General features: G+C 66.0%; 21 protein-coding genes and 1 pseudogene. 13 read left to right on the top strand and 9 right to left on the bottom strand.

The features are described from left to right. The first annotated feature begins 66 nt into the window (after positions 1 to 66). The 4 genes from LPJ38_RS01490 (at position 67) to pdeM (ending at position 5814) form a co-directional block, all read left to right on the top strand. Positions 67 to 993, top strand: coding sequence for a class I SAM-dependent DNA methyltransferase (locus tag LPJ38_RS01490; protein ID WP_145630660.1), 927 nt, complete (start codon positions 67 to 69; stop codon positions 991 to 993). A gap of 116 nt (positions 994 to 1109) precedes the next feature. Next, a complete protein-coding gene (locus tag LPJ38_RS01485; RefSeq protein WP_145630661.1) occupies positions 1110 to 2339 on the top strand; it encodes an ABC transporter substrate-binding protein in 1230 nt (409 codons plus the stop codon). A gap of 173 nt (positions 2340 to 2512) precedes the next feature. Continuing rightward, a complete protein-coding gene (locus LPJ38_RS01480) occupies positions 2513 to 5089 on the top strand; it encodes a ligase-associated DNA damage response DEXH box helicase (protein WP_145630662.1) in 2577 nt (858 codons plus the stop codon). Between the two features lie 53 nt (positions 5090 to 5142). Beyond that, positions 5143 to 5814, top strand: a complete 672-nt coding sequence (gene pdeM / locus LPJ38_RS01475) for a ligase-associated DNA damage response endonuclease PdeM (protein ID WP_167520372.1) — start codon at positions 5143 to 5145, stop codon at positions 5812 to 5814. On the opposite strand, the gene LPJ38_RS01470 is transcribed toward pdeM, so the two are convergent. Further along, on the bottom strand, positions 5811 to 6674 hold the full coding sequence (locus LPJ38_RS01470) for a LysR substrate-binding domain-containing protein (RefSeq protein WP_167520402.1): 864 nt from the start codon (positions 6672 to 6674) through the stop codon (positions 5811 to 5813). The genes pdeM and LPJ38_RS01470 overlap by 4 nt on opposite strands. A 99-nt stretch (positions 6675 to 6773) precedes the next feature. On the opposite strand from LPJ38_RS01470, the gene LPJ38_RS01465 reads away from it, so the two are divergent. Then, positions 6774 to 7685, top strand: coding sequence for a DMT family transporter (locus LPJ38_RS01465; RefSeq protein WP_145630665.1), 912 nt, complete (start codon positions 6774 to 6776; stop codon positions 7683 to 7685). Positions 7686 to 7697: 12 nt separating this feature from the next. Beyond that, positions 7698 to 8471: an MBL fold metallo-hydrolase gene (locus tag LPJ38_RS01460; RefSeq protein WP_145630666.1), complete on the top strand. Its 774-nt coding sequence runs from the start codon at positions 7698 to 7700 to the stop codon at positions 8469 to 8471. Positions 8472 to 8621: 150 nt separating this feature from the next. Here the strand turns inward: LPJ38_RS01460 and LPJ38_RS01455 are convergent, their stop codons facing one another. The 4 genes from LPJ38_RS01455 to LPJ38_RS01440 form a co-directional block, all read right to left on the bottom strand. Next, positions 8622 to 9392, bottom strand: coding sequence for a TIGR02186 family protein (locus LPJ38_RS01455; protein ID WP_145630667.1), 771 nt, complete (start codon positions 9390 to 9392; stop codon positions 8622 to 8624). Continuing rightward, positions 9389 to 10306 (bottom strand): sulfite exporter TauE/SafE family protein, encoded by a 918-nt coding sequence (locus LPJ38_RS01450; protein WP_145630668.1) that lies wholly within the window; start codon positions 10304 to 10306, stop codon positions 9389 to 9391. The genes LPJ38_RS01455 and LPJ38_RS01450 overlap by 4 nt, the downstream gene beginning before the upstream one ends. 271 nt (positions 10307 to 10577) lie before the next feature. Next, a complete protein-coding gene (locus LPJ38_RS01445) occupies positions 10578 to 14024 on the bottom strand; it encodes a tetratricopeptide repeat protein (protein ID WP_167520373.1) in 3447 nt (1148 codons plus the stop codon). A gap of 306 nt (positions 14025 to 14330) precedes the next feature. Then, positions 14331 to 14918, bottom strand: coding sequence for a PadR family transcriptional regulator (locus LPJ38_RS01440; protein WP_145630670.1), 588 nt, complete (start codon positions 14916 to 14918; stop codon positions 14331 to 14333). A gap of 195 nt (positions 14919 to 15113) precedes the next feature. Here LPJ38_RS01440 and LPJ38_RS01435 point away from each other — a divergent pair, with 195 nt between their 5' ends. The 4 genes from LPJ38_RS01435 (at position 15114) to LPJ38_RS01420 (ending at position 20841) form a co-directional block, all read left to right on the top strand. After that, positions 15114 to 15500 carry a nuclear transport factor 2 family protein gene (locus LPJ38_RS01435; protein ID WP_145630671.1) on the top strand — a complete coding sequence of 129 codons (387 nt, stop codon included), beginning with the start codon at positions 15114 to 15116 and terminating at the stop codon, positions 15498 to 15500. Positions 15501 to 15539: 39 nt separating this feature from the next. After that, entirely contained in the window at positions 15540 to 17330 is a 1791-nt protein-coding gene (locus LPJ38_RS01430; RefSeq protein ID WP_145630672.1) for an acyl-CoA dehydrogenase C-terminal domain-containing protein, read from the top strand. Between the two features lie 71 nt (positions 17331 to 17401). Next, positions 17402 to 18610, top strand: a complete 1209-nt coding sequence (locus tag LPJ38_RS01425) for an acetyl-CoA C-acetyltransferase (protein ID WP_061850639.1) — start codon at positions 17402 to 17404, stop codon at positions 18608 to 18610. A gap of 17 nt (positions 18611 to 18627) precedes the next feature. Continuing rightward, the gene (locus LPJ38_RS01420) at positions 18628 to 20841 is read left to right on the top strand and encodes an FAD-dependent oxidoreductase (protein ID WP_145630673.1); all 2214 of its coding nucleotides are present in this window, start codon (positions 18628 to 18630) and stop codon (positions 20839 to 20841) included. Between the two features lie 66 nt (positions 20842 to 20907). Here LPJ38_RS01420 and LPJ38_RS01415 read toward each other — a convergent pair whose 3' ends face one another. Next, complete coding sequence (locus LPJ38_RS01415; protein WP_145630674.1) at positions 20908 to 21252, bottom strand: hypothetical protein; 345 nt, start codon at positions 21250 to 21252, stop codon at positions 20908 to 20910. Between the two features lie 141 nt (positions 21253 to 21393). Further along, positions 21394 to 21627 (bottom strand): annotated as a pseudogene (locus LPJ38_RS01410) (glutathione S-transferase N-terminal domain-containing protein); the annotation flags it as partial. 169 nt (positions 21628 to 21796) lie between these two features. Here LPJ38_RS01410 and LPJ38_RS01405 point away from each other — a divergent pair. The 3 genes from LPJ38_RS01405 (at position 21797) to LPJ38_RS01395 (ending at position 24447) form a co-directional block, all read left to right on the top strand. After that, entirely contained in the window at positions 21797 to 22294 is a 498-nt protein-coding gene (locus tag LPJ38_RS01405) for a MarR family winged helix-turn-helix transcriptional regulator (RefSeq protein WP_145630675.1), read from the top strand. A 95-nt stretch (positions 22295 to 22389) separates the two neighbouring features. Beyond that, entirely contained in the window at positions 22390 to 23760 is a 1371-nt protein-coding gene (locus tag LPJ38_RS01400; RefSeq protein WP_145630676.1) for a glutamate--cysteine ligase, read from the top strand. A 111-nt stretch (positions 23761 to 23871) separates the two neighbouring features. Beyond that, positions 23872 to 24447, top strand: coding sequence for a PAN domain-containing protein (locus LPJ38_RS01395; protein ID WP_145630926.1), 576 nt, complete (start codon positions 23872 to 23874; stop codon positions 24445 to 24447). A gap of 112 nt (positions 24448 to 24559) precedes the next feature. Here LPJ38_RS01395 and LPJ38_RS01390 read toward each other — a convergent pair whose 3' ends face one another. Together LPJ38_RS01390 and lepB are read right to left on the bottom strand one after the other, a co-directional pair. Then, positions 24560 to 25126 carry a nucleotidyltransferase family protein gene (locus LPJ38_RS01390; protein ID WP_145630677.1) on the bottom strand — a complete coding sequence of 189 codons (567 nt, stop codon included), beginning with the start codon at positions 25124 to 25126 and terminating at the stop codon, positions 24560 to 24562. Positions 25127 to 25210: 84 nt separating this feature from the next. Then, on the bottom strand, positions 25211 to 25990 hold the full coding sequence (gene lepB / locus LPJ38_RS01385; protein ID WP_145630678.1) for a signal peptidase I: 780 nt from the start codon (positions 25988 to 25990) through the stop codon (positions 25211 to 25213). Between the last annotated feature and the right edge of the window lie 5 nt (positions 25991 to 25995).

The raw sequence follows: 25995 nt of genomic DNA, 5'->3' as shown, positions 1-25995 counted from the left end.
CCTAAAGAGTTCCTTTTTTTCGATGGATTGCCGGGTCAAAGCCCGGCAATGACGAGTGGTTCCCCAATGCCCCTGCGCTTGTTCCTGACCTCCGGCGACCTCATGGCCGACCGTCGTTTCGAGTTCGCGCGCGACCTCCAGCTCAAGGGCGATCTGCCGGCCGCCGCGGACGTCGTGGAGCAGGCGCTCGAGCTCGCGCCAAACTTCACCTCCGCCTGGTTCACGCTCGGCGAGATCCGTCAGCAGCTCGGCGAGCGCGACAAGGCGATCGAAGCCTTTCGCAAGGCGCGTGACTGCGATCCGGGAGACCAGCACGGCGCCGGCCTGCATCTGATGCGGCTCGGAGACGCGGCGATGGCGGAGATGCCCAAGGCCTATGTGCAGGCCCTGTTCGATCAGTACGCGCCGCGCTTCGAGCATACGCTGATCAACGATCTCGGCTATCGCGCACCGGCGCTGATCTTCAAGGCGGTGGTGGCCGCGCGCGTCGCCGGCAAGAAGCCCGCCTTCTTCAAGCGCACCATCGATCTCGGCTGCGGCACCGGGCTTGCGGCCGCTGCGTTTGCCAAGCAGGTCGACCATTTCATCGGCATCGATCTGTCGCCCGGCATGATCAAGGAGGCGCGTGCGACTGGGCTCTATGCCGAGCTGGAGGTCGCCGACATGATCGACGGCCTGCGCGGCCAGGCGGATGCGAGTGCGAACCTCGTCGTGGCCGCCGATGCCTTCGTCTATCTCTCCGATCTCGCGCCGGTGCTCACCGAGGCAAAGCGCGTGCTCGTCTCCGGCGGCGTGCTCGCCTTCACGCTGGAGACGCATGACGGCAGCGGCATCGTGCTCGGCGTCGGCCTGCGCTATGCCCATTCGGCGGAATATGTGCGCGGCGCCATCGCGAAAGCCGGACTGAAGCTTCTCACGCTGGAGCCGGCCTCGCCGCGCAATGAGAACAACGAGCCGGTGCGCGGCCTCGTCGTCGTCGCCGAGAAAACTTGAGTCTAGGCGCTGCATCTGTAGCAATTTGAGCGTCATTGCGTCGCAAAGCTGCGACTTCCCACTTGCGAGCCGAGCTGCGATGTCAGCACAATGCGCGCACCAGGGAGAAAACAATAATGACCAAGAATCCATCGCGGCGCGATTTCAGCGCCGCCGCGCTCGCCACCATCGCCGCATCCACTCTGCCCGCGCCCTATGTCTGGGCCGCAGAAAAGAAATATGATGCCGGCGCCAGCGACACCGAGATCAAGATCGGGCAGACCGTGCCGCATTCCGGCCCTGGTTCGCTCTATGGCGTGCTCGGCCGCGTGGGTGAGGCCTATTTCCAGATGCTGAACGAGAAGGGCGGCATCAACGGGCGCAAGGTCAAGTTCCTCACCATGGACGATGCCTATAGCGCGCCGAAATGTGTCGAGGCGACGCGGCGCCTGGTCGAGCAGGAAGAGGTGCTCGCGCTCTACGGTTCGCTCGGCACCGCGCCGCAGACCGCCGTGCACAAATACCTGAACTCCAAGGGCGTGCCGCAGCTCCTGCTCAACACCGGCGCCTCGAAGTGGAACAATCCGAAAGAGTTCAAATGGACCATGGCGGGCCTGCCGCTCTATCCGACCGAGGCGCGCATCCTGGCCCGGCACGTCGTTGCCGTGAAGCCGAACGCCAAGATCGGCATCCTCTATCAGAACGACGATTTCGGCCGCGACTTCCTCGGTCCCTTCAAGAAGGTGCTGGCCGATGCCGGCGGCACCGCGCAGGTGATCATGGAGCAGACCTATGATCTCACCGAGCCGACGGTCGATTCCCAGCTCATCAATCTCTCGAAGTCGGGCGCCGACGTCTTCTACAACATCTCCACCGGTAAGGCCTCTTCGCAATCGATCCGCAAGGTGGCCGAGCTCGGCTGGAAGCCGCTGCAGCTGCTGTCGGCGGGATCGACCGGCCGCTCCATCCTCAGCGCCGCGGGCCTGGAGAACGCCACCGGCATCGTCGCCATCCGCTACAACAAGGAGGTCGGCCTGCCGAAATGGGAGAAGGATCCCGATGTGATGGCGTTCGAGGAGCTGCGCAAGAAGTACACGCCGGCGATCGATCCCGACAACACCATCGCCTTCGCCGGCTACGGCCAGGCTGCGAGCATGGCCGAAATCCTGCGCCGCTGCGGCAACGAACTCACCCGCGCCAACGTGCTCAAGCAGGCCTCGAACCTCAACGGATTCCACTCGCCCTATTTCCTCGACGGCGTCACCTACAGCTACACGCCCGAGGATTACACGCCGATGAAGACGCTGTTCATCTCCACCTTCACCGGCAAGGATTGGGACATCTCCGACAAGCCGATGTCGGAGTAGGGACTCTCCGCGCTGCCACAAACTCGTCATGCCCGGGCTTGTCCCGGGCATCCACGTCTTTGTCACCGCGGCAAGAACGTGGATGGCCGGGACAAGCCCGGCCATGACGCCGGAGAAGCATCTCGCCGAACTCCCCCTCGACTAACCCGGCCCCACGGCTTACCTCTTACGCCGTGCCGCCCCGCATCCGCAAATCCCCGGCCGAGATGCCCGCGCTGCTGCCCGACCGCTTTAACGCATGGTTCGCGGCCCGCGGCTGGTCGCCGCGCGCGCATCAATTGGCGCTGTTGGAAAAAGCGCGCGAGGACAAGTCCGCGCTGCTGATCGCGCCGACCGGCGCCGGCAAGACGCTCGCAGGATTTCTGCCGACGCTGGTGGAGCTTTCCACGCAGGCGGCCGAGCGGAACGCAGGTGCGAAGAAAAGCCTCGTCTCCACCGGCCGCGACGTGCGGCGCGCCGGCGGCCTGCACACGCTCTACATCTCGCCGCTCAAGGCGCTCGCGGTCGACATCGCGCGCAACCTCGAACGTCCGATCGCGGAGATGAATCTGCCGGTCAAGGTCGAGACCCGCACCGGCGACACGCCGGTGTCGCGCCGCCAGCGCCAGCGGCGCTATCCGCCTGACGTCCTGCTGACGACGCCGGAGCAGCTCGCGCTGCTGCTGTCCTCCGACGATGCGCCGTTCCTGTTCTCATCGCTGAGGCGCATCGTGCTCGACGAGCTGCACGCGCTGGTGACGTCCAAGCGCGGCGATCTGCTCTCGCTCGGCCTCGCACGGCTGTGGCGCCTCGCGCCGCAGCTGCGCGCCATCGGCCTGTCGGCGACCGTCGCCGAGCCGGATCAGCTCGCGCGCTTCCTGGTGCCGCAGCCCGACGGCAACGAAGAAGCCGCCGACATCGTCGTCGCCGGCGGCGCCGCGCCGCCCGAGGTTGAGATGCTCGATACGCGCGAACGCCTGCCCTGGGCCGGCCACAGCGCGCGTCATGCGCTCCCTGAGATCTACGAGCTGATCAAGGCCAACAAGACCACGCTGGTCTTCGTCAACACCCGCAGCCAGGCCGAGATGCTGTTCCAGAATCTCTGGAGCATGAACGATGACGGCCTCGCCATCGCGCTGCATCACGGCTCGCTCGACGTCGCCCAGCGCCGCAAGGTCGAAGACGCGATGTCGGCCGGACGCTTGCGCGGCGTGGTCTGCACCTCCTCGCTCGACCTCGGCGTCGACTGGGGCGATGTCGATCTCGTCGTCAATATCGGTGCGCCCAAGGGCTCCTCGCGCTTGATGCAGCGCATCGGCCGCGCCAATCATCGCCTCGACGAAGCCTCGCGCGCGGTGCTGGTGCCTGCCAACCGCTTCGAAGTGCTGGAGTGCCGCGTCGCCATCGATGCCATCGCCGAGAATGCGCAGGACACGCCGCCCTTGCGCACCGGCGCGCTCGACGTGCTCGCCCAGCACGTGCTCGGCTGCGCCTGCGGCGAGCCGTTCTTCTCCGATGAACTCTACAACGAGGTCCGAACCGCCGCGCCTTACGCGAATCTTACTCGCCAGGATTTCGACGACGTCGTCGACTTCGTCGCCTCCGGCGGCTATGCGCTGAAGACCTATGAGCGCTTCGCCCGCATCAAGCAGGGCAAGGAGGGCCGCTGGCGCGTCGCCAACCCCAAGGTGCGGCACAGCTACCGTATGAATGTCGGCACCATCGTCGAGGACGACATGCTGAAGGTGCGCCTGGTGCGCTCGCGCGGCGGCGGTGCGGGATCCACGGGCGTGATCGCGCGCGGCGGCAGGCTACTCGGCGAGATCGAGGAAGCCTTCATCGAGGGCTTGAGCCCCGGCGATACGTTCGTGTTCTCGGGCGAGGTGGTGCGCTACGAGACCCTGGTCGAGGACCAGGTCTATGTTTCGCGCGCCCATGACAAGGATCCCAAGGTGCCGTCCTACATGGGCGGCAAATTCCCGCTCTCGACCTATCTTGCCGAGCGCGTGCGCCGCCTGCTCGACGACGGGCGCGCATGGGGCGGCCTGCCGGAGCAGGTGCGCGACTGGCTGTCACTGCAAAAGGACGTTTCGCAGGTGCCCGCCGTGCGCGAGCTGCTAGTCGAGAGCTTTCCGCGGGCCAACAAGCACTATCTCGTCTGCTATCCCTTCGAAGGTCGCCTCGCGCATCAGACCCTCGGCATGCTGCTGACGCGCCGTCTCGAGCGCGCCCGCGCGCGGCCGCTCGGCTTCGTCGCCAACGAATATGCCATTGCGGTGTGGGCGCTCGGCGACATGTCGGTCATGATTCGCGACGGCCGGATCAACCTCGATGCGCTGTTCGACCCCGACATGCTCGGCGATGACCTCGAAGCCTGGCTGGCCGAATCGGCCTTGATGAAGCGCACCTTCCGCAATTGCGCGATCATCTCCGGCCTGATCGCGCGCCGCCACACCGGCGAAGAGAAGAGCCGCCGCCAGGTGCTGTTCTCGACCGATCTCGTCTACGACGTGCTGCGCAAGCATCAGGCCGACCACGTCCTCTTGCGCGCCGCGCGCGCCGATGCCGCCACCGGCCTCCTCGATCTGCGCCGCCTTAGCGACATGCTGATGCGCATCCAGGGCCGAATTACGCTCCGGGAACTCGACCACGTTTCCCCGCTCGCGGTGCCCGTGATGCTGGAAATCGGCCGCGAGTCAGTTTATGGCGAAGCTGGAGACGAGCTGTTGGCGGAAGCCGCCGACGAGCTGGTCAAGGAAGCGATGGGATAGAGGCAGGTTTCGACGTGACGGCAGGCGCGCTGATTTCGGGAGATGTCGAGGACATGCGCGTTTCCAGCGTCACCATCAACGAAGTGACGTTCGCGGCCGACCTCTCCGGCGCGCTGTTCTGGGAGGAGCAGCGCCTGCTCGTCGTCTCCGACCTGCATCTCGAAAAAGGTTCCAGCTTCGCCATGCGCGGCGTGCTGCTGCCGCCTTACGACACGCTGGCAACGCTTGGCCGTCTCGCTGCTGTCATCTCCCGCCATAACCCGCGCACCGTCATCGCGCTCGGCGACAGTTTTCATGATCGTAGCGCGCATGAGCGGTTGTCGGCAGAGGATCGCGACGCCGTCGCCGCGCTCCAGTCGGGCCGCGACTGGATCTGGATCTCCGGCAATCACGATCCCATGCTGCCGCGCGATCTCGGCGGTACCGTCGCCGAGGAAGTCGCGATCGGCCCGATCACGTTCCGCCACGAGCCGACAGGCGCGCATGGCGAGATCGCCGGCCATCTGCATCCCAAGGCCCGCGTCTCCGCGCGCGGCCGTTCGATGGAGCGCCGCTGCTTTGCGTCCGACGGGATGCGGGCCGTGATGCCTGCCTTCGGCGCCTATGCCGGCGGCCTCAGCATCCGCGATGCCGCGTTTGGAAAAATCTTTCCGAAGAACGGCTTCGTCGCGCACCTGCTCGGCGACCGCCGCGTCCACGCCATCGCCGCGTCGCGCTGTTATTAAGCCGCCTTCGTCTGGACGTTGTCGCAGAATTCGGCGAGGCGCTCGGCCAGCCGCAGCGTCGCCGGGCCTGCATCCGGCGACGCCATCAACGCCACCTCGGTCTTATTGATCGGCGCAAAGCCGTCCTTGGCGGTCAGCACGCGATGGTCGGACTGGATTGCCATCTCTGATAATATGCTCAGCCCCATGCCGGCGGCGACCGCGGCCTGGATGCCGGAGAGACTCGATGACGTGTAGGCGGTGTGCCAGGCACGGCCCGCGCTTTCCAGTGCGTGGATGGCGCCGGCCCGGTAGATGCAGCCGAGCGGAAACCCGATCAGCGGCACGGACGGCACGTTGACGTCGACCGGATGGCTCTTGCTGGTGACCCAGTGCACCCGCTCCGGCCACACCGCAATCGCGTCTTTTGCGCCGGCCTCGCGCTTGTACAGCGCAAGGTCGAGCTCGCCGCGCTCGAGATCGCGGGCGAGATGCTTGCTCTGGTCGGCGCGCACGTCGAGCCGCAACCGCGGATGCGAGCGCGAGAACGCGCCCAGCAGTTTCGTCAGCCGGTAGGCCGCGAAATCCTCGGGGATGCCGAGCCGGATCGCACCTTCGCCGCCCGGCTGGCGCAGCACGTCGCGCGCTTCCTCCGCGAGCGAGAGCAGCCGCCGCGCATAGGACAGTAGCCGCTCGCCGGCTTCGGTCGGACGCACGTCCTTGCCGTCGCGATGCAGCAGCACCTGTCCGACATCCTCCTCCAGCCGCTTGATCTGCTGGCTCACGGTCGATTGCGTGCGGTGGATGCGCGCGCCGGCGCGGGTGAAGCCGCCGGCCTCCACCACCGAGACGAAGCTGCGCAGCAGCTCGAGATCGAGCATATCAGCCTCCATTCGAAAATCCACTGATCGAAGGTTAATCATTTAATTTCCAAATGACAAGCCGCCTCCCTAGATCGAGGGCTCCAGGAGAATGCCCTCATGTCGCTCGCGCCGTCGCTCCCCGTTCCCCGCAGCCGCTTCAACACGTTGCCACTTGCCATCGGCCTGTTTTGCCTGCTCTGGAGCTACGCCTTCGTCGCCGGCAAGATCGGCGTCACCCATTGCCCGCCGCTGATCCTGCTCGCGGCGCGCTTCTCGCTGGCCGGCGTCCTGATCCTCGGTGCCACGCTCGTCCGCGGCGACAGCTGGTCATTGTCCTGGCGCGATGTCGCGATCTTCGCGGTGATCGGCATCGCCAACAACGCGCTCTATCTCGGGCTCGGCTACACCGGCCTGCAAACGGTCTCCGCCGGCCTCGGCGGCCTGATCGTCTCGGCCAATCCGGTGTTCACGGCGGCGCTGGCCGCGCTTCTGCTCGGCGAAGGCATGACCTGGCGCAAGGCGAGCGGCCTGTTGCTCGGCATCATCGGCGTGACCGCGATCGTGTGGCACCGTCTCTCTGTCGGCACCGACAGCCTGCACGGCATCGTCTTCACGCTGGCCTCGCTCGCGTCCATCGTCGCCGGCACCATCCTGTTCAAGCTGCTCGCGCCGAAGGGATCGCTGTGGATCGGCAACGGCGTGCAGAATCTCGCCGCGGGCATCGTGCTCGCGCCGATCGCATTCACCTTCGCCGACATCCACGCGATCGACTTTACGCCGGGCCTGATCGGCGCCTTCGCCTTCCTGGTGCTTGGCGGCTCGATCCTCGCCTATTGGCTCTGGTTTCATCTCCTGAAAGTGTGTGGCGCCACCGCCGCAAGCGCCTATCATTTCCTGATGCCGCCGCTCGGCATGCTGTTCGCATTCCTCGTGCTCGGCGAGCATGTCGAGGCCCGCGATCTGCTCGGCATCATTCCGGTGGCGCTCGGCATCTATCTGGTGACGCGCCCCGCAAAGCGCGTCTCGTAACAGGAGTTTGTCATGCCCGTTTCCATCACGTTGATCGGCGGCCCCACCGCGCTGATCGAGATCGACGGCTTCCGCCTGCTCACCGACCCGACCTTCGATGCGCCCGGCGCCTATCAGCTGCCGCATGTGAAGCTGGAGAAGACGATCGGGCCTGCCATGCGGCCCGATGCGATCGGCCCGGTCGATGCGGTGCTGCTCAGCCACGACCAGCACTCCGACAATCTCGACAATTCCGGCCGCGAATATCTCTTCACGGTCAAGCGCGTGTTCACGACCGAGATGGGCGCAAGGCGCCTCGGCGGTCATATCGAGGGCCTCGCGCCCTGGGACACCGCGAAGCTGAGGGATGGTGACGGCAATTCGCTGACCATCACCGCAACGCCGGCGCGCCATGGCCCGGCCGGCATCGAGCCGCTGTCGGGCGACGTCATCGGCTTCGTGGTGGCGTCGAGCCGCAAGGACACGCGTCCGGTCTATATCAGCGGCGACACCACCTGGTTCGACGGCGTCGCCGAAGTCGCGCGCCGCTTCAAATGCGGCGTGGTGCTGCCTTTCGCGGGCGCGGCGCAAACGCGCGGCCCGTTCCATCTCACCATGGACACCAACGACACCATCGAGACCGCGCGCGCCTTCCCCGATGCGATGATCGTGCCGGTGCACACCGAAGGCTGGGCGCATTTCCGCCAGAACGGCGAGGACCTGCGCAAGACCTTCGACGTGCTCGGCTTCGGGACACGGCTGCGCCTGCTGGAGCCGGGCGTGCCGACGGTGGTCGAAGCGCCGTGAGGTGGACCGCCGCGTACTCCCTTCTCCGTCATGCCCGGGCTTGTCCCGGGCATCCACGTTCTTAGTGCGGCGACAAAAACGTGGATGGCCGGGTCAAGCCCGGCCATGACGGTGAGTGAGTGGTTCGCCCCCCGCAATGACGGACGGCGGCTAATCCTTCCTGAACACGATCGACGCCATCCATCCCGACATCAGCGCCATCGCCACCGTGGCGAGGCCGTAGAGCAGGCCGTGGTGGCGCGCGCTGGTGGCGACGAACTGCTCGAAGCCGATCTTGACGATCTCGAACGCGGTCTCGGTCTTGCCGATGAACGCACCGTTGGCAAACAGCTTGATCTCGACCTCATAGGTGCCGATCGGCACCTCGCCCGGCAGCGGAATGCCGGTGCGGAACAGCGTCGGCGTCAGGAACGTCACGGCGCCCGCATCCTCGCGATAGAGCCCGCGCTGGGTGCGCAGGCGGATGAAGGCGGAGCGGAATGCATCGTTCGGCACCACGTCGGCATAGTCGCCGCTGACGCGCTGGGTCAGCAGCACGTTGTTGAGCCCGATCTGCTGCCGCCGCGCGACCTCGGGCGAGGTGATGGCATCGAAGGGACGGTTGGCGAACAGCGCCAGATAGCTCGGCACCTCCAGGAACTGGCGGTAGTCGGTGTTGATCCAGATGCCGAAGGTGCGTTCCTTCCGCCGCGTCACCATGTCGGCGCGCGGGCCCATCACGGTGACGACGAGATCGTAATTGGTTCGATCGGCCGGCGTGGACGCATCCTTCTCGACCGAGCCGAACAGCACCAGCTCCTCGCCGGAATAGTTCGGCGTCACGGTGACGCGGTGGTTGGAGACCGACACGATCAGCCGCTCGGCGCGCGCTGCGCCGCAGACCAGAAGAACGAGAAGAGCTGCCAGAAGCACGCGCGTCATCCGGTCACCCCCAGCTCACGGATGGTGAAGAGGTCCGCGGGGCGGATCACCAGCTCGACCGCGAAGCGGATTCCGACCGAGAGGATCAGAAGCCCGAGCAGCAGCCGCAGCTGCTCGCCGCGGATCTTCTGGCCGGCCCTTGCGCCGAACTGCGCGCCGGTGACGCCGCCGACCATCAGGATCAGCGCCAGCACGGCATCGACGAGATGATTGGTCACGGCGTGCAGCATGGTCGCGAACAGCATGGTGACGACGGTCAGGACCATCGAGGTCCCGATCACGGTCGAGGTCGGCACCCGCAGCAGATAGATCATGATCGGCACCAGGATGAAGCCGCCGCCGATGCCCATGATGGCGCCGATGAAGCCGATGATTGTGCCGACGATGACGACCGGGATCACCGACAGATAGATCTTGGAGCGCTTGAACCGCATCTTCAGCGGCAGGCCGTGGATCCAATTGTGGGTGCGGCGCGGCGGCAGCGCGCCGCGCCTTGTCCGCATCAGGGCGCGCAGGCCTTCGGAGAACATCAGGCTGCCCACGGTGGTGAGCAGCACGACGTAAGACAGCGCGATCATGAGGTCGAGCTGCCCGAGCGCGCGAAGCTGGGTGAAGGTCCACACGCCCAGCGTCGTCCCGGTCACGCCGCCGCACAAGAGAACGCTCGCCAGCGCCGGATCGATCGCACGCCGCCGCCAGTAGGAGAGTGCGCCCGAAAAGGAGGAGGCCGCGATGTGGCTGGCGACCGAGGCGACCGCGACCGCCGGCGTGATGCCGATGAAGATCAGAAGCGGCGTCATCAGGAAGCCGCCGCCGATCCCGAACATGCCGGACACGAAGCCGACCGCGGCGCCCATGGCGAGCACCAGGAAGACATTGACCGGAAGATCGGCGATCGGAAGGTAAAGCTGCATTGAACCACGCGCCGGCGGGACGGATCGACTAACGCGGAATGCTCGCGGGAAGCGGAACGATTGCCGCGTCCCTCAATAGCGGAATTCGGCGCGATGAGGGACCGGGAATTTCGGGCGTGGTGAATGAGTGATCCAGCAGGATATTATCTCCTCACCCTGAGGAGCCTGCGCAGCAGGCGTCTCGAAGGGCGAGGCCCGGATCGGCAGCCACGCCTGCATGGTTCGAGACGCGCGCTGGAGCGCGCTCCTCACCATGAGGAGCGAGAAGGGATCAATGCGCCGCGGAAGCCGAGCGCTTGGTCGCGACCGCTTTTGGCGCCGGCTTTGCGGCCGCCTGCGGCGCGCTGTCCCAGCCGCCGGGCGGGGTCATGACGTTGACGGCATCGTCGGGCTGCGGCTCGGCGCTGAAGGTCTGGATCGCGAGCTTGGCGGCCGCGAGCGATTGCGAGTCGAGACGCTTGGCGACGTCGTCGCGCTTGCCGGGCGCATCGGTGTCGCCCTGCGCGGCTGCCAGGCTGAACCATTTGTAGGATTCGGCGAGGTTCTGCTCCACGCCGATGCCGCGGGCATAGAGGATGCCGAGGTTGAACTGGCTGTCGGCGACGCCGCGATCGGCGGCCTTGCGGAACCATTGCGCCGCGCTCTTGTAATTGGCGCCGCGTCCGCCGCCATCGGCATCGAGCACCGCGAGATTGTGCATCGCCTTGGCGTTGCCGCGCTCGGCGGCCTGCGTGTAGTAGCGGCGGGCGATGTCGGCGTCCTTCTTCACGCCGAGGCCCTTCTCGTAGAGCGTGCCGAGGCGGAAGGTCGCGGGAACGACGCCGGCCTGCGCGGCGCGGTCGTACCATTTGGCGGCTTCGTCATAGTTGGTGGCGACGCCCTTGCCTTCCGCAAAGCGCATGCCGATCTCGTAGGCCGCCGTCGCATCGCCCTTCATCGCGGCGGTGCGCAAGGCGGGGCCGCCGATGGCCTCGGGCAGCTTCTCGCTCGGCGGCACCTGGATGAGGCCGAGCTTGGCTCGGCTCGTGCCCGACAGCGCGCCGGTGACGTCGCTGGAGGCAGGCGGCGGGGCCGCGGCAGGCGCCGGCGGAATCTCGACCGAGGCCGAGTTGCCCGGAGTGGGAGCGGGCGCCGGCGCAGCATTGTTCTGCGACTGCCGTCCGATCGGCGTCGGTGAGGACATCGACGGCGTGATCTGCTCGGGCGCGGCTGGCTTGGTCTCGACCGGGGGCGGCGGTGGGGCGGGCGATACCGGGTCGCTCGGGACATTCTGCATCGCCTGCGGCGCCGGCGGGCTGCCGCCGTCGAGCAGGTTCATCGCCATCTTGAAGGTGCCGAGCACGATCACCACCACGCTCGCGCCGACCAGCAGCGAGCGGATCTTCGACGTGATGGTCGAGCCGCCTTCCTGGCCTTTATTTTTGCCACCTCTCGCCGACGCCTTGGCGGCGCGGCCGGCTTTCTCGGGCGGCGCTGCGGCGGCGGCTTGAGCCGCCCGGCGGGCGGCGGCGATGAAGCTCGACGACGACACCGGTTCTTTCGGCGCGGCGGGAATGTCGCTGATCGCGCTTTCGGACGCCGCAATGCGCTCCGACGGCGTGGCAGCGCGCCCGCCCGGACGGGTGCCCGGCTCGAGCGGATGATCCGGCGGCAATTCCGGCGCCAGCGCAGCGCGCGCAGGCGCGGTGTGCGGCTCCAGGATCTCGCTGATCGCGCGCGGCGGCATGGGCGGCGCGACTTGCGGGGCCGCAGGCACCGGCGGCGGTGCGGCCGGGGTGGCGGCGTGGAAGTCGCGTGGCGCGGCGACGAAGGCGGCCTGCGCTGCTTGCGCGGCGGCGGGATTGGGCAGCTCGGGCTTCGGATCGTATTTCGGCTGCTGTGCCTGCGGCCGTGGCTCGCGCGCCATCGGCGCCGGCTCCATTGGAGCCGCCATTGGCATCGCCATCGGCTGCGGGGCAGGGGCCGGCGGCGCGCTACGCACGGCGCGCAGATCGCCTTCGATCATGGAGAGGCGATCGACAACATGGCCGAGCGCGCTATGGACCGCGTCGAGCGAGTCCTGGGTGCTGCGATTGGTCTCGGCCTGGCTGAAGCGGATGTCGGAGAGCTCGCGCTTGACGAGATCGACCATGCCGGAATCGGGCGGCGCCGAGCTGCGGCTCTCGGCCAGCGCGGAATAGGTGGCCTGCTGCCGTTCCAGGTGCCTGAGGATGTCGTGCAGCCCGTCCTCGACGCGGCTGAGATTGCCGTTGCGCGGATCGGAGGCAGCTTCGATCCGCTCCAGCAGATAGGAGACGCGCTGCTCGAGATGGGCGAAGGTCGAGGCCGAATCGTTGCCGACCTGCATGCGGTCGAAGCGGTCCGACAGCGCCCGGATCGCGGCTTCCAGATGCTCGGTGCTCTCGGCCGGCTGCGGCCGCTCGCGTGTTTCCAGCGCGGCGGTGAGCGCCGCGATGCGCTGCTCCAGAACCGCGAAGCTGTCGCTGTGGCCGGAGGCGCGGGTGATCTGGTCGACCTTGGACGACAGCAGCTGCACGTCCTCGGACAGGCGCGCGAGCGCTTCGTTGGAGGCAACGTTGGAGACGATGGCGCGCAACGCGGAGATCGCGCCTTCGAGCTGCTGCACGGTCGAGGGATCGTCATTGGCGCGCAGGATCAGGTCGAGCTTGGCGCCGAGATTGCGGATCGCCTCGTCATAGCCGGTGAGCTGCTCGGCCGGCGTCAGCGTGCGCAGCACCTGCTTGATGTCGGACAGCGCGCGTTCGATGCCGGAGAGAACCTGGCCGTCGGTGCCGTTGGACCGCGTCTCGTCGATCCGACGATGCAGCGAGCGGATCTCGTTCTCGATCGATTCGATCGCGCGCCGCGGCATCGCTTCGGTGATGGCCGTGCGGATTTCGGCGAGCTCGCTGCGGAAGGCCGCGATCGCCTGCTCGGTATTGTCCGGCCGCTGCAGCGATTCGATCTGGCTCGTGATCTTGAGCAGATGGCGCTCGAGCGTCGAGAAATCCGGTCCCGGCTGCGGGGGCGGCGGCGCGTAGGCGGCGGCAGGCGGCGCCATCGGGGGGGCGAAGGCAGCTGGCGCGGGCGCAATCGGCGGCGCGGCGCGCGGCGGCATCTGCCTCGGCGTAAACCCGTCGAGCTCGCTCTGTCGCGCCGTGATCTCGGCGACCGCGACGTCGAAGGATGCAGGGCTTAGGGGAGGCGAGCTGCGATAGACCTGGGCGGCCGCGCGCTCGACCGCATCGGCCTGGCGCTGGCGCGTCTCGACCGGCGAGGGCGCCGGCCGCGGGGCCTGATGCGGCTGCTGGTGGGATTGCTGCGGCTTCGAGATCTGCGACAGCCGCGCATCAAGCCGCGAGATCGCATCGTTCAGCTGGCGCGCGACGCCCTGCTCGCGCGAGACGTCCGGGCGCGCGGCATCTTGTCGTGAAGGGTCCTGACGCGGCGCGGGCTTCGAGATTCGTTCGATCTGCTGGGTGATCGCGTCGAGCCGCTGATGAATGTCCGCGACTTCGCGGCTCTCCTGGCTCGGTGCTTGCGGCATGTGGTGCGGACGCTGGTCGTGAGGTCCGCGGAAGTTCGGCGGGGCGGTGTCGCCGAGGGTGGAGTTCAGCCAATCGTTGAGCGACATTCCGGCGCGACGCGCAGCAGCTTCGGCCCGCTCCCGAACGGATGGATCGATGCCGTCAACACTCCACGATACGCGCGAATTCATGACTCTGTCCGGTTCCGACTCCGGCGCCCCACCCGGCGCCTCCAGCCTCCCCACGCGTGCCGGTTGCAAAGACAATCGAATTTGGCGCGGGTCGTCTGCCTCGAAAACCGACTTTTTCCTGTTACGGTAAATAACGGGTTAAGGAATGCTGGGCGGGGTGTCTTAAAGTTGGGCAGAGGGAACTGAGGGGGCGCGTACCGATGTTCGTCATGCCCGGGCTTGTCCCGGGCATCCACGTTTTTCGATGCCATGCGAAAGGTCGTGGATGGCCGGGACAAGCCCGGCCATGACGATGCAGAGAGGCCCTCAGCCCTTCTCGCGCTTGCCGTCCTCGATCGACACCACCGTGGCCTTGCCGCTCATCGCCGAGAGCGCCGCAAGCGCCTCTTCGCAGAAATCGGCGACCATCTGCTCGTGCCGGGCGCCAAGGCGAAGCAGAAGCAGGTTACCAAGATCGAGCCGACCCTCCGCAGTGCCGTCCGGAAAACGCTTCTTCAGGATGCGCTCGTAGTTGGCGTGGCGATCGCGATGGTGCTCCAGGCGGGCCATCAGGTCGGTGCGCAGCGGCTCGATGTCGATGCTGTCGAGCGCATGGAGGCGGACCAGCAGGTCGTCCTTGGTCGAGGCTGGCGTGCTTGGCCGCGCGGCCCAGTGCCGCAGCGCTGTTCGGCCCTCCGGGGTAAGCGTATAAACCAGCTTGTTGGGCTTTCCGGTTTGCACGACCTCGCGGCCCTGGATGTAGCCGCGGTCGCGCAGCTTGGAGAGCTCGCGGTAGATCTGCTGGTGGTCGGCCTTCCAGAAGAAGCCGATCGAGGAATCGAACGTCTTGGCGAGCTCGTAGCCCGTCATCGGACGTTCCGTCAGGCATGCGAGGATTGCGTCGCCCAGTGCCATGACCGGCCTCCTGTCTCACGTCTGACCAATCTGCTTGACTTTATGCGCATCGGCGCATATGCGTCAATGTGCATATGAGGCGACTTGCGGGCGGGCCCACGGCTCGACTGAAAGAATCAAGCTAAATCAATTGCATCGCTACTGTGCATGGGGTTGTTTTCGCACTTGCCCTTTGGCCTAGGGAGGCATCTGAGAATGACCGGCCTCGATTCCTGGTACGCCTACATGAAGTCTCACGACCGCGCCGCGCTCTGGGACCTCCTGCACCCCGATGCGGTGTTCGAAAGCCCCGTGGTGCATTCACCGCAGCGCGGCCGCGACATCACCTTCAAATATCTCTCCAGCGCCGAGAAGGTGCTCGGTGGCCCCGGCTTCACCTATGTCGGTGAATGGCGCAGCGACAATGGTGCGGTGCTCGAATTCAAGAACGTCATCGACGGCATCGAGATCAACGGTGTCGACATCATCAGCTTCGATGCCGAGGGACGCATCACCCATTTCAAGGTGATGGTGCGTCCGCTCAAGGCGATCAACATGCTGCACCGCCTGATGGCGGAGCAGCTTGCCGCCGCACAATCATAAGCCCCACATCATCCTACCAGGCCACGCCGGGAGACCCCCATGCCGATCTATAAAGCCCCCGTCGAAGACGTGAACTTTCTGCTCAACGACGTCTTCCAGATCGACCGCTACGACAATCTGGCTGGGTTCTCCGATGCGTCGAGCGACGTCCGCGAGGCGATCCTCGGCGAGGCCGCCAAGCTCGCCGAAGAGGTGCTGCAGCCGCTCAACCGCGTCGGCGATCTCGAAGGCTGCAAGCGCGCGGACGACGGCAGCGTCACCACGCCAAAGGGATTCAAGGACGCCTTCAGGCAGGTCGCCGAGGGCGGCTGGCTCGGTCTGTCGGCGCCGACCGAGTTCGGCGGTCAGGGTCTGCCGGTGACGCTCTCCCAGGCCGTCAACGAATTCCAGATCTCGGCCAACATGGCGTTCTCGATGTATGGCGGCCTCACCATGGGCGCGACCGCGGCGCTTCTCGTGCACGGCACGCCCGAGCAGAAGCAGACCTACGTGCCGAAGATGGTGGCGGGCGAATGGACCGGCACCATGAACCTGACCGAGCCGCATTGCGGCACCGATCTCGGCATGCTCCGCACCAAGGCGGCGCGTCAGGCTGACGGCAGCTTCAAGATCACGGGCACCAAGATCTTCATCTCGGCCGGTGAGCATGATCTCGCCGACAACATCATCCACCTCGTGCTCGCCCGCATCGAGGGCGCGCCGGCCGGTATCAAGGGCGTATCGCTGTTCGTGGTGCCGAAATTCCTGGTCAACGCCGACGGTTCGGTGGGGCAGCGCAACGGCGTCGTCTGCGGCTCGATCGAGCACAAGATGGGCATCCACGGCAATTCCACCTGCGTGATGAACTACGACAACGCCACCGGCTGGCTGATCGGCGAAGAGAACAAGGGCATGCAGGGCATGTTCGTGATGATGAACGAGGCGAGGCTCGGCGTCGCCGTGCAGGGCCTCGCGCAGTCGGAGGTCGCCTATCAGAACGCCGTCGCCTATGCCCGCGAGCGTATCCAGGGCCGCGCGCTCACCGGTGCCAAGGCGCCGGACAAGCAAGCCGACCCGATCATCGTGCATCCCGACGTGCGCCGCACGCTGCTCTCGATCCGCGCCTTCAACGAAGCGGCGCGCGCCTTCGTGATGTGGACTGCGCTCAAGAGCGACGTCGCCCACCGCTCCGAGGACCCGAAGGACCGCCAGGCCGCCGACGACCACATGGGCCTGATGACGCCGGTGCTGAAGGGCTTCCTCACCGACTACGGCTTCGCCAATGCGGTGCAGGCGCAGCAGATGTATGGCGGCCACGGCTACATCGCTGAGCAGGGCATGGAGCAGTTCGTGCGCGATGCGCGCATCGCCATGATCTATGAAGGCGCCAACGGCATCCAGGCGCTCGACCTCGTCGGCCGCAAGCTGCCGCGCGACGGCGGCCGCGCCATCATGGCCTTCTTCGGCGAGGTCATGGCCTTCGCCAAGGAAAACGGCGGCGACGAGGCGCTCAAGCCCTTCATCACCCCGCTCTCGACCTCGCTGGGTCACCTGCAGCAGGCCACGACCTGGCTGATGCAGAACGCGATGGCCAAGCCTGACAATGCGGGCGCGGCCGCCACCGATTACCTGCATCTCTTCGGCTTCGTCGCGCTCGGCTACATGTGGGCGAAGATGGCCAAGGTGACGCAGGCGAAGATTGCCGAGAGCGGGGCGACGCCCTATCTCTCGACCAAGCTCGTCACCGGCCGCTTCTTCATGGAGCGGATGCTGCCGGAGACCGCGGCCAATCTCGCGCGCATCCAGGCCGGCTGCGCCACTATCATGGAATTGCCGGCGGAAGCGTTCTGAGTCTTTCGCCCCAAGAATGATCGCGACCGCGCAGCGGCCGTCACCAAGATAACTGCAATCAGGAGGCTCCCATGGCAGATGCCTATATCTACGACCACGTCCGAACCCCGCGTGGCCGCGGCAAAGCCGACGGCGCGTTGCACGAAGTGACCGCGCTCGCGCTCGCCACCGTGCCTCTCAAGGCGCTCAAGGACCGCAACAACCTTCCCGAGGATTCGGTCGATGACGTCGTGCTCGGCGTGGTCGATCCGGTCGGCGAAGCCGGTTCCGACATCGCGCGCTTTGCCGCGTTGAAGGCCGGTCTCGGCGAAGCCGTGCCCGGCGTGCAGATCAGCCGCTTCTGCGCCTCCGGCCTCGATGCCGTGAACTTCGCCGCCGCGCAGGTGATGAGCGGCCAGCATGAGCTCGTGATCGGCGGCGGTGCCGAATCGATGAGCCGCGTCGGCATCGGTGCCTCCGGCGGCGCCTGGCCGATGGATCCCTCGATGGCGGTGCCGGCCTATTTCATGCCGCAGGGCGTGTCGGCCGATCTGATCGCCACCAAATACGGCTTCTCGCGCGACGACGTCGATGCCTATGCGGTGCAGAGCCAGCAGCGCGCGGGCAAGGCCTGGGACGAGGGCCGCTTCAACAAGTCGGTGGTGCCGGTCAAGGACATCAACGGCCTCACCATCCTCGCCAAGGACGAGCACATGCGTCCCTCGACGACGATGCAGTCGCTGGCGCAGCTGCAGCCGTCGTTCACGATGATGGCGCAGATGGGCGGCTTCGACGGCGTCGCGGTGCAGTCGCATCCGGAGATCGAGCGCGTCAATTACGTGCATCACGCCGGCAATTCCTCCGGCATCGTCGACGGTGCCGGCGCGGTACTGCTCGGCAGCAAGGAAGCGGGTAGCAAGTATGGTCTGAAGCCGCGCGCAAAGATCCGCGCGTTCGCCAATGTCGGCTCGGAGCCGGCGATGATGCTGACCGGCCCGGTCGACGTCACCGAGAAGCTGTTCGCGCGCTCGGGCATGAAGAAGTCGGACATCGACCTGTTCGAGCTCAACGAGGCCTTCGCCTCGGTGGTGCTGCGCTACATCCAGGCCTTCGACATCGACAACGCCAAGATCAACGTCAATGGCGGCGCCATCGCGCTCGGCCATCCGCTCGGCGCGACCGGCGCGATGATCCTCGGCACCGTGCTCGACGAGCTCGAGCGCACCAACAAATCCACCGCCCTGGTCACGCTGTGCATCGGCGGCGGCATGGGCACCGCGACCATCATCGAGCGCGTCTAAGGGTAGGGAGCAACCAAATGTCGTACAAGAACTTCAAGGTTGAGACCGATTCCGACGGCATCGCGCTCGTCACCTGGGACATCCCGGGCCGCTCGATGAACGTGCTCGACGAGACCTCGACCAGCGAGCTCGATGCGATCGTCAAGGCGACCACGGCCGATGCCGCGGTGAAGGGCGTCGTCATCACCTCGGCGAAAGAAGCGTTCTGCGCCGGCGCCGACCTCTCCATGCTCGAAGGCATGAACCAGGCTTACGCGAAGGTTCTCAAGGAGCAGGGCGAGACTGCAGCGAACCAGATGCTGTTCGACCAGAGCCGCCGCTTCTCGCAGGTGCTGCGGTCGATCGAGACCTCGGGCAAGCCGTGGGCCGCCGCGATTAACGGCCTCGCGCTCGGCGGCGGTTTCGAGATCACGCTGTGCTGCCACTATCGCGTGGCGGCCGAGAATCCCAAGACGCGTCTCGGCCTGCCCGAGGTCAAGGTCGGCCTGTTCCCCGGCGCCGGCGGCACGCAGCGCGTGCCGCGCCTGGTGCCGCCGCAGGACGCCATGACGATCCTGCTCAAGGGCGATCCGGTTACCGTCGACAAGGCCAAGGCGCTGAACCTGATCCACGCCATCGTTCCCGCCGCCGATCTCATCAAGGCTGCGAAGGACTGGATCAAGGGCGGCGGAAAGGCCGTCGCGCCCTGGGACGAGAAGGGCTTCAAGCTGCCCGGCGGCCCGGTGTTCTCCAAGGCCGGCATGATGATGTTCCCGGCCGGCAACGCGATCTATCGCCGTGAGACCTACGACAACTACCCGGCCGCGCGCGCGATCATGAGCTGCGTCTATGAGGGGCTGCAGCTGCCGATCGACGCCGCGCTGCGCGTGGAGTCGCGCTACTTCACCTCGGTGCTGCGCTCGAAGGAAGCGGCTGCGATGATCCGCAGCCTGTTCCTCTCGATGCAGGAGCTCAACAAGGGCGCGCGCCGTCCGAAGGACGTGCCCGCCACCAAGGTCAAGAAGATCGCCGTGATCGGCGCCGGCTTCATGGGCGCGAGCGTCGGCTACGTCTCGGCCCGCGCCGGCCTCGACGTCGTCCTGATCGATCGCGATCAGGAAAGCGCCGACAAGGGCAAGGCGCATGCGCAGAAGGTGATCGAGGAGCAGATCAAGAAGGGCCGCGCCAAGCCGGGTGATGCCGAAGCGCTGCTCGCACGCATCACGCCGACCGCGGACTACGCTGCGCTTAGGGACGTCGACCTCGTCATCGAGGCCGTGTTCGAGGACCGCAGGGTCAAGGCGGAGACCTTCGCCAAGGCGCAGGAATACCTCAAGCCCGACGTGATCTTCGCGTCGAACACCTCGACGCTGCCGATCACCTCGCTGGCCGAGAGCTTCAAGGATCAGGGCAAGTTCGTCGGCATCCATTTCTTCTCGCCGGTCGAGAAGATGATGCTGGTCGAGATCATCAAGGGCAAGAACACCGGAGATCTCGCGCTCGCCACCGCGCTCGATTACGTCCGTCAGATCGGCAAGACGCCGATCGTCGTCAATGACAGCCGCGGCTTCTTCGCCAATCGCTGCGTCGGCCGCTACGTCGCCGAAGGCAACGAGATGTTCCTGGAAGGCGTGCCGCCGGCGATGATCGAGAATTGCGCCAAGATGGCCGGCATGCCGGTGGGCCCGCTTTCGCTCTCGGACGAGGTCGCGCTCGACCTTGGTCTGAAGATCATGAAGGCCACCGAAGCCGACCTCGGTCCTAACGCCATCAACCCCGATCAGAAGAAGCTGATGGTGGAGATGGTCGAGAAGCAGGGCCGTCTGGGGCGCAAGAACAGCAAGGGCTTCTACGACTATCCCGAGAAGGGCAAGGGCCAGAAGAGCCTGTGGCCGGGGCTGTCAGCCTTGCAGCCGAAGCAGCTCGACCCCGATACGCTCGACATCGAGGAGCTGAAGCAGCGCTTCCTGGTGGTGCAGGCGGTGGAAGCCGCGCGCACCGTGGAGGATCACGTCATCACCGATCCGCGCGAGGCGGATGTCGGCTCGATCCTCGGCTTCGGCTTTGCGCCGTTCACCGGTGGCACGCTGTCCTATATCGACTTCATGGGCACCAAGAAGTTCGTCGAGCTCTGCCACAAGCTGGAAGCGAAATACGGCTCGCGCTTCACCCCGCCGAAGCTGCTGGAGGAGATGGCCGCGAAGGGCGAGACCTTCTACGGCCGCTTCGCGCCGAAGAAGGCGGCGGCCTGACGAAGCATCGAGGCTCCGCAGCAACAAAAGGCCGGATCATCGATCCGGCCTTTTTATTTGCCCTCGTTATTTGCTCTCTCCGAACGGCGAGAAGGCGCGGCCCGATACCGCATCCTCGACGAGGCTGGCCTTCCAATTGCCTTCGTCGCCGTGGCCGATGCGCACCTCGAAGCGCCAGCCATTCTGGTTGGTGAAGGCGACGTCCGCGCCGCTCTTCGTCTTGGCGTAGCGGCAGGGATATTCGGTCGGCCGGTCCGGAAAGACGATCTTGCCTTCCTTGCTCTCGAACACGGCCGGGGTGATCTGCGGATGGATCATGAAGATGCAATTGCGCTCCGGCGCGGCCGGCGTCGACAAGCCAAGCATCGCGAGCGGCGCGCCCGCGGCGGTCATGAGGACGATCATGTTCATGAGGCAAGTGTCTCGTGGAGGTGTTCCTTCGACGTCGTCGTCGATCGAATGGTTCAAGAAGGCGGATCGTCGACCCGGGCCTTTTGCCTGTTGCGCCTTGCCAGCGCTCAGTTCGCCTGGACCCGCCCTTCTTCTTCAGCGCTGCCAGGGCTTGGAACTGCCGCGAGCGGCGGGCAGCGCCTTGGCTGATGCGCGGGTCGGCGATCATCTGGACAATCACCGGCCCTTCAGCCACGATCTCGCCGCGTCGAGGCCTCACGCAGGGACCTGGCCCTTGGGATTCAGCTTCAGATAATCCCCGCTGTTTTCGAGCTTCTTGGCCCGGATATCGACCTTGACCAGCTCGTAGGGCGGGCCGGCTTCCAGGAGCGCGATGAGGGGTAGGGAGCAGGCGCCGGACGAATATTACAGTTTCATGGAATTTCCTTCTCGTGACGGCTTGGTCGAGACGAAAGAAACGACTACATGCACCTGCATTGAATAGCAAGATTGATGCAGGTGCATCGAGTGGGGTAAAGAGCGGGCGACGAGCTTGAGCGGGACCATGAAACGCAAACCATCGACCGAGGCGACTTCGGCCTGGATCCGTCTGATGCGAGTGCAGAGCCGCGTGCTCGATTGCGTCGAGCAGGACCTGAAGAAGGCGGGGTTCCCGCCGCTGGCCTGGTACGACGCGCTGCTTGAACTGTCCCGCGCTCCTTCCGGCGAGCTGCGGCCGGTGGAGCTCGAACGCCAGATGCTGATCCCGCAATATTCGACCTCGCGGCTGATCGACCGCCTGGTCGACGAAGGCCTCGCCTCGCGGCGCGAATGCAAGATCGACAAGCGCGGCCAGTTCGTCGAGATCACCGAAGCCGGCCGCGAGTTGCAGAAGCGGATGTGGGGGGCCTATTCGGCGGCAATCGAGAAACATGTCGGTTCGAAGCTGTCGGATGCCGACGCCGTCAAGCTCAGCACGCTGCTCGATCGCCTGGGCTGCTCGTGCGGCGAGATGAAATTGCCGCCCGTCGCCAACGTCAGCGAAAGCACACCGTCGCGATGATCGCGGCAAACCAGCACGTCCGCGCGCCCGGTGGGCTCGCGGACCCTCCCCGTCACCCGCGCGTTCGGTCGAAGCGCTTTTGATTAGAGTTTGATATGGCGCGAGACCAGATCGACATGACACCACTGCAATCGCGCGACGAGCTCGTCGCGTGGTTCGAGGCCGGCTGCAAGGACCCGTCCGAATTCCGCATGGGCACCGAGCACGAGAAGACGCCGTTCACGCTCGAGGGGCACCGTCCCGTGCCGTACGAGGGCGCGCGCGGCATCGGCGCGCTGCTCGAGGGCATGAAGCTCCTGCTCGGGTGGGAGCCGATCATGGAGCAGGGCAACATCATCGGCCTCTACGACGTCACCGGCGGCGGTGCCATCTCGCTCGAGCCCGGCGGACAGTTCGAGCTTTCCGGCGCGCCGGTCGAGAACGTGCACCAGACCCAGAGCGAGCTGATGGCGCATCTGGCGCAGGTGCGCGAGATCGCAACCCCGCTCGGCATCGGCTTCCTCGGGCTCGGCATGACGCCGTCCTGGTCGCGTGCGGACATCCCGGTGATGCCCAAGGGCCGCTACAAGATCATGACCAATTACATGCCGAAGGTCGGTCAATACGGCCTCGACATGATGTACCGGACCTGCACGGTGCAGACCAATCTCGACTTCTCCTCCGAAGCCGACATGGTCAAGAAGCTGCGCGTCTCGCTCGCGCTTCAGCCGGTCGCGACGGCCTTGTTCGCCAATTCGCCGTTCACCGAGGGCAAGCCAAACGGCTTTCTCTCCTTCCGCTCCGAGATCTGGCGCGACACAGACAATGCGCGTTCGGGCATGATGCCGTGGGCGTTCGAGGACGGCATGGGGTTCGAGCGCTATGTCGACTACGCGCTCGACGTGCCCATGTATTTCGTCAAGCGCGGCGAGCACTATATCGACGTATCGGGTTCCTCGTTCCGCGCCTTCTTCGACGGCCGCAACAACAACCTTCCCGGTGAGCGTCCGACGTTGTCGGACTGGGCCAACCACCTCTCGACGATCTTCCCGGAAGTCCGGCTCAAGCGCTATCTCGAGATGCGCGGCTCCGATGGCGGCCCGTGGGGCCGGCTGCCGGCGCTGTCGGCGTTCTGGGTCGGGCTGCTCTATGACGATGCCTCGCTCGATGCCGCCTGGGAGATCGTGAAGCACTGGACCGCGCATGAGCGCCAAGCCCTGCGCGACGACGTGCCGCGCTTCGGCTTCAAGTCGCGGATCAAGGATCGCTATCTCTTCGAGATCGCCAAGGAGTGCCTCGTTCTGTCGCATGCCGGCCTGCGCCGGCGTGGCCGGATCGACCAGCTCGGCCGCGACGAGACCCGGCATTTGGAGCCGCTCGATCGTATCATCGATTCCGGCCGAACCCCGGCCGAGGAGATGCTCGACAAGTTTAATGGTCCCTGGAAGGGCTCGGTGGAACCGGCCTACGCGGAATACGCTTTCTAGAACAGGGCCAACGACGGGGACTTGAGCCGTTCATCGGCCGTACAGGTTTGCGGCGATCAAATGATCGGCTCAAAAAACCTGAGCGTCGTCAATAACTCGAAAGCTGTTCCGATGGGGAAGGGCCGCCTGCGCGGTGTCATCGCAAAGGTCCTGGCAAGCGTCGTGGCATGCGCCGCGCTGCTTTCGCTCGTGTGCGCGAGCGTGCCTGCGCGGGCTCAGACGGCGTTCGACCGCCCGGGTGGCGATTATTTCAGCACGCCAGTCACCTCCGGCGATCCCGAGGATTGCGCGCTGCTGTGCGAGCGTGACCGCCGCTGCCGCTCCTGGAGCTTCAACTATCCGGATGTGGAGGGCGGCTCGGCCGTCTGCTGGCTCAAGAACACGGTGCCGGCACGCATTCCGGGCAGTTGCTGCATCTCCGGCGTACGCGGGGCCGGCGTGATCGAGCCGCGTATCGAGGGCGTGGAAACGTCGATCGACCGCCCGGGCGGGGATCTCCGCAATTTCGAGCTCAAGAGCGGCGAAGGCGAGGAGGCCTGCAAGGCCGCCTGCACCGCCGACAACAAATGCCGCGCCTTCACCTATGCTCGCCCCGGCTACACCGGCCGCGAGGCGCGCTGCTTCCTGAAGAAGGACATCAAGCCGCCCCGGCGCAAGGCGGGGTTCACGTCGGGCGTGGTGCGATAGGTCTGTGCCCCGGACGCAGGTGCCGTGGGGTGGGCAAAGGCGCAAAGCGCCGTGCCCACCATCCCTCCGCAGTCGCCACGAGAAGTGGTGGGCATGCCCACCATACGGCCTCTCACTCCGCCGCAATCACCGTGATCTCCGGCCACAGCGCCTTCCATCGCGCAGTCTTCGCCGCGTAATTCGCGGCGGAAAAGTTCAGCGCCCGATTGGGGCGCACGATCAGCCTCGCGACGTCGTCGAATCGGTGCGGCGCATAGACCTCGAAATCACCGTCGGCAGGTCGGATGCCCAGCTGCGTATTCTCCGTGAGGAAGCGGTCGATGCCATCGGTCGAGCGCGTCAACGGCGGATAGGGAAGGCCGTGCTTGTCGGGGTACCACAGATGCACGCGAGCCTGGTTGCGGATCTCGACCTTGGCGCCGAGATGGCCGAGCCGCGCATGCAGGGTGCGGATTACCGCGTCCTCCGCCTCCCACGACGTGTCGGCATCGAAATAGAACACGTCGTAATCGGCAATGCCGTAATCGATCGGGCGTCCCGTGAGCGCGTTCCACACCGACTGCACCAGGCAACCTGCGACCAGCCACGCATCCGGCAGCGCCAGCCGGCGCAGCTCATCGATGATCGCGGCGTTGACGGGACTTTGCAGGGCGAGAGCGAGGAATTCGTCGCGTGTCATCGGAAATCGTAGGGTAGGCAAAGGCGCGCTCTTCGCGCGCCGTGCCCACCATCACACTACGCCAGGACACGGTCGACGCTTCATTCAATGCACGGCGGTGAAGAACCGCGCGAGCCTGAAGCCGGAGAGCCAGGTCCATACCGGCTGACTGCGCATGCCGAGATCCCAGGAGCCGAGCACGGCATCCGCACGGCCGACCAGATTGTCGATCGGCAGCAGGCCGACGCCGCCGGAGCGCAGCGGCACGCGGCTGTCGGCGGAATTGTCCCTGTTGTCGCCGAGCACGAAGAGGTGGCCTGATGGCACCGTCATTTCCGGCGTGTTGTCGAGCGGCCCGTTGTCGCGCATCTTGAAAATCAGGTGCGAGACGCCGTTCGGCAGCGTCTCGACATAGCGATAGGCCGGTTCGGTGCCGCCATTGTCGTCTTCGGCAGCGCCAACGCCATCCGGCTTCAGCTCGGCGGGACGGTCGTTGATGAAGAGCTGGCCCTGCCGCATCTGGATGCGGTCGCCGGGCAGGCCGACGACGCGCTTGACCCAGGCTTGCGAGCGATCGCCGGGCCAACGGAAGACGACGACGTCGCCGAGCTTTGGCGTCTCCGCGAACACGCGGCCGGTCTCAGGCAGGTTGATCTGGATCGGCAGCGACGAGGTGCCGTAGCCATAGGGGAATTTCGAGGCGAGCAGCGCATCGCCGATCAGCAGCGTCGGCTCCATCGAGCCCGACGGCACGTAGAACGGCTCGGCGAGTGCGCCCTTGGCGATGAACACGGCGGCGACGATGCCGGCGAGCTGCACCAACTGACCGCCCCAGCCGCTGCTCTTTCGTTTGGGGGTGACAGTGACCTTTTCTTCCACGCTCATGCTTC

The sequence above is a fragment of the Bradyrhizobium daqingense genome, assembly GCF_021044685.1.
GTDB classification, from domain to species: domain Bacteria; phylum Pseudomonadota; class Alphaproteobacteria; order Rhizobiales; family Xanthobacteraceae; genus Bradyrhizobium; species Bradyrhizobium daqingense.
Note: the sequence above shows the minus strand (reverse complement) of the source record. Positions and strands in the feature narration are given on the sequence as shown.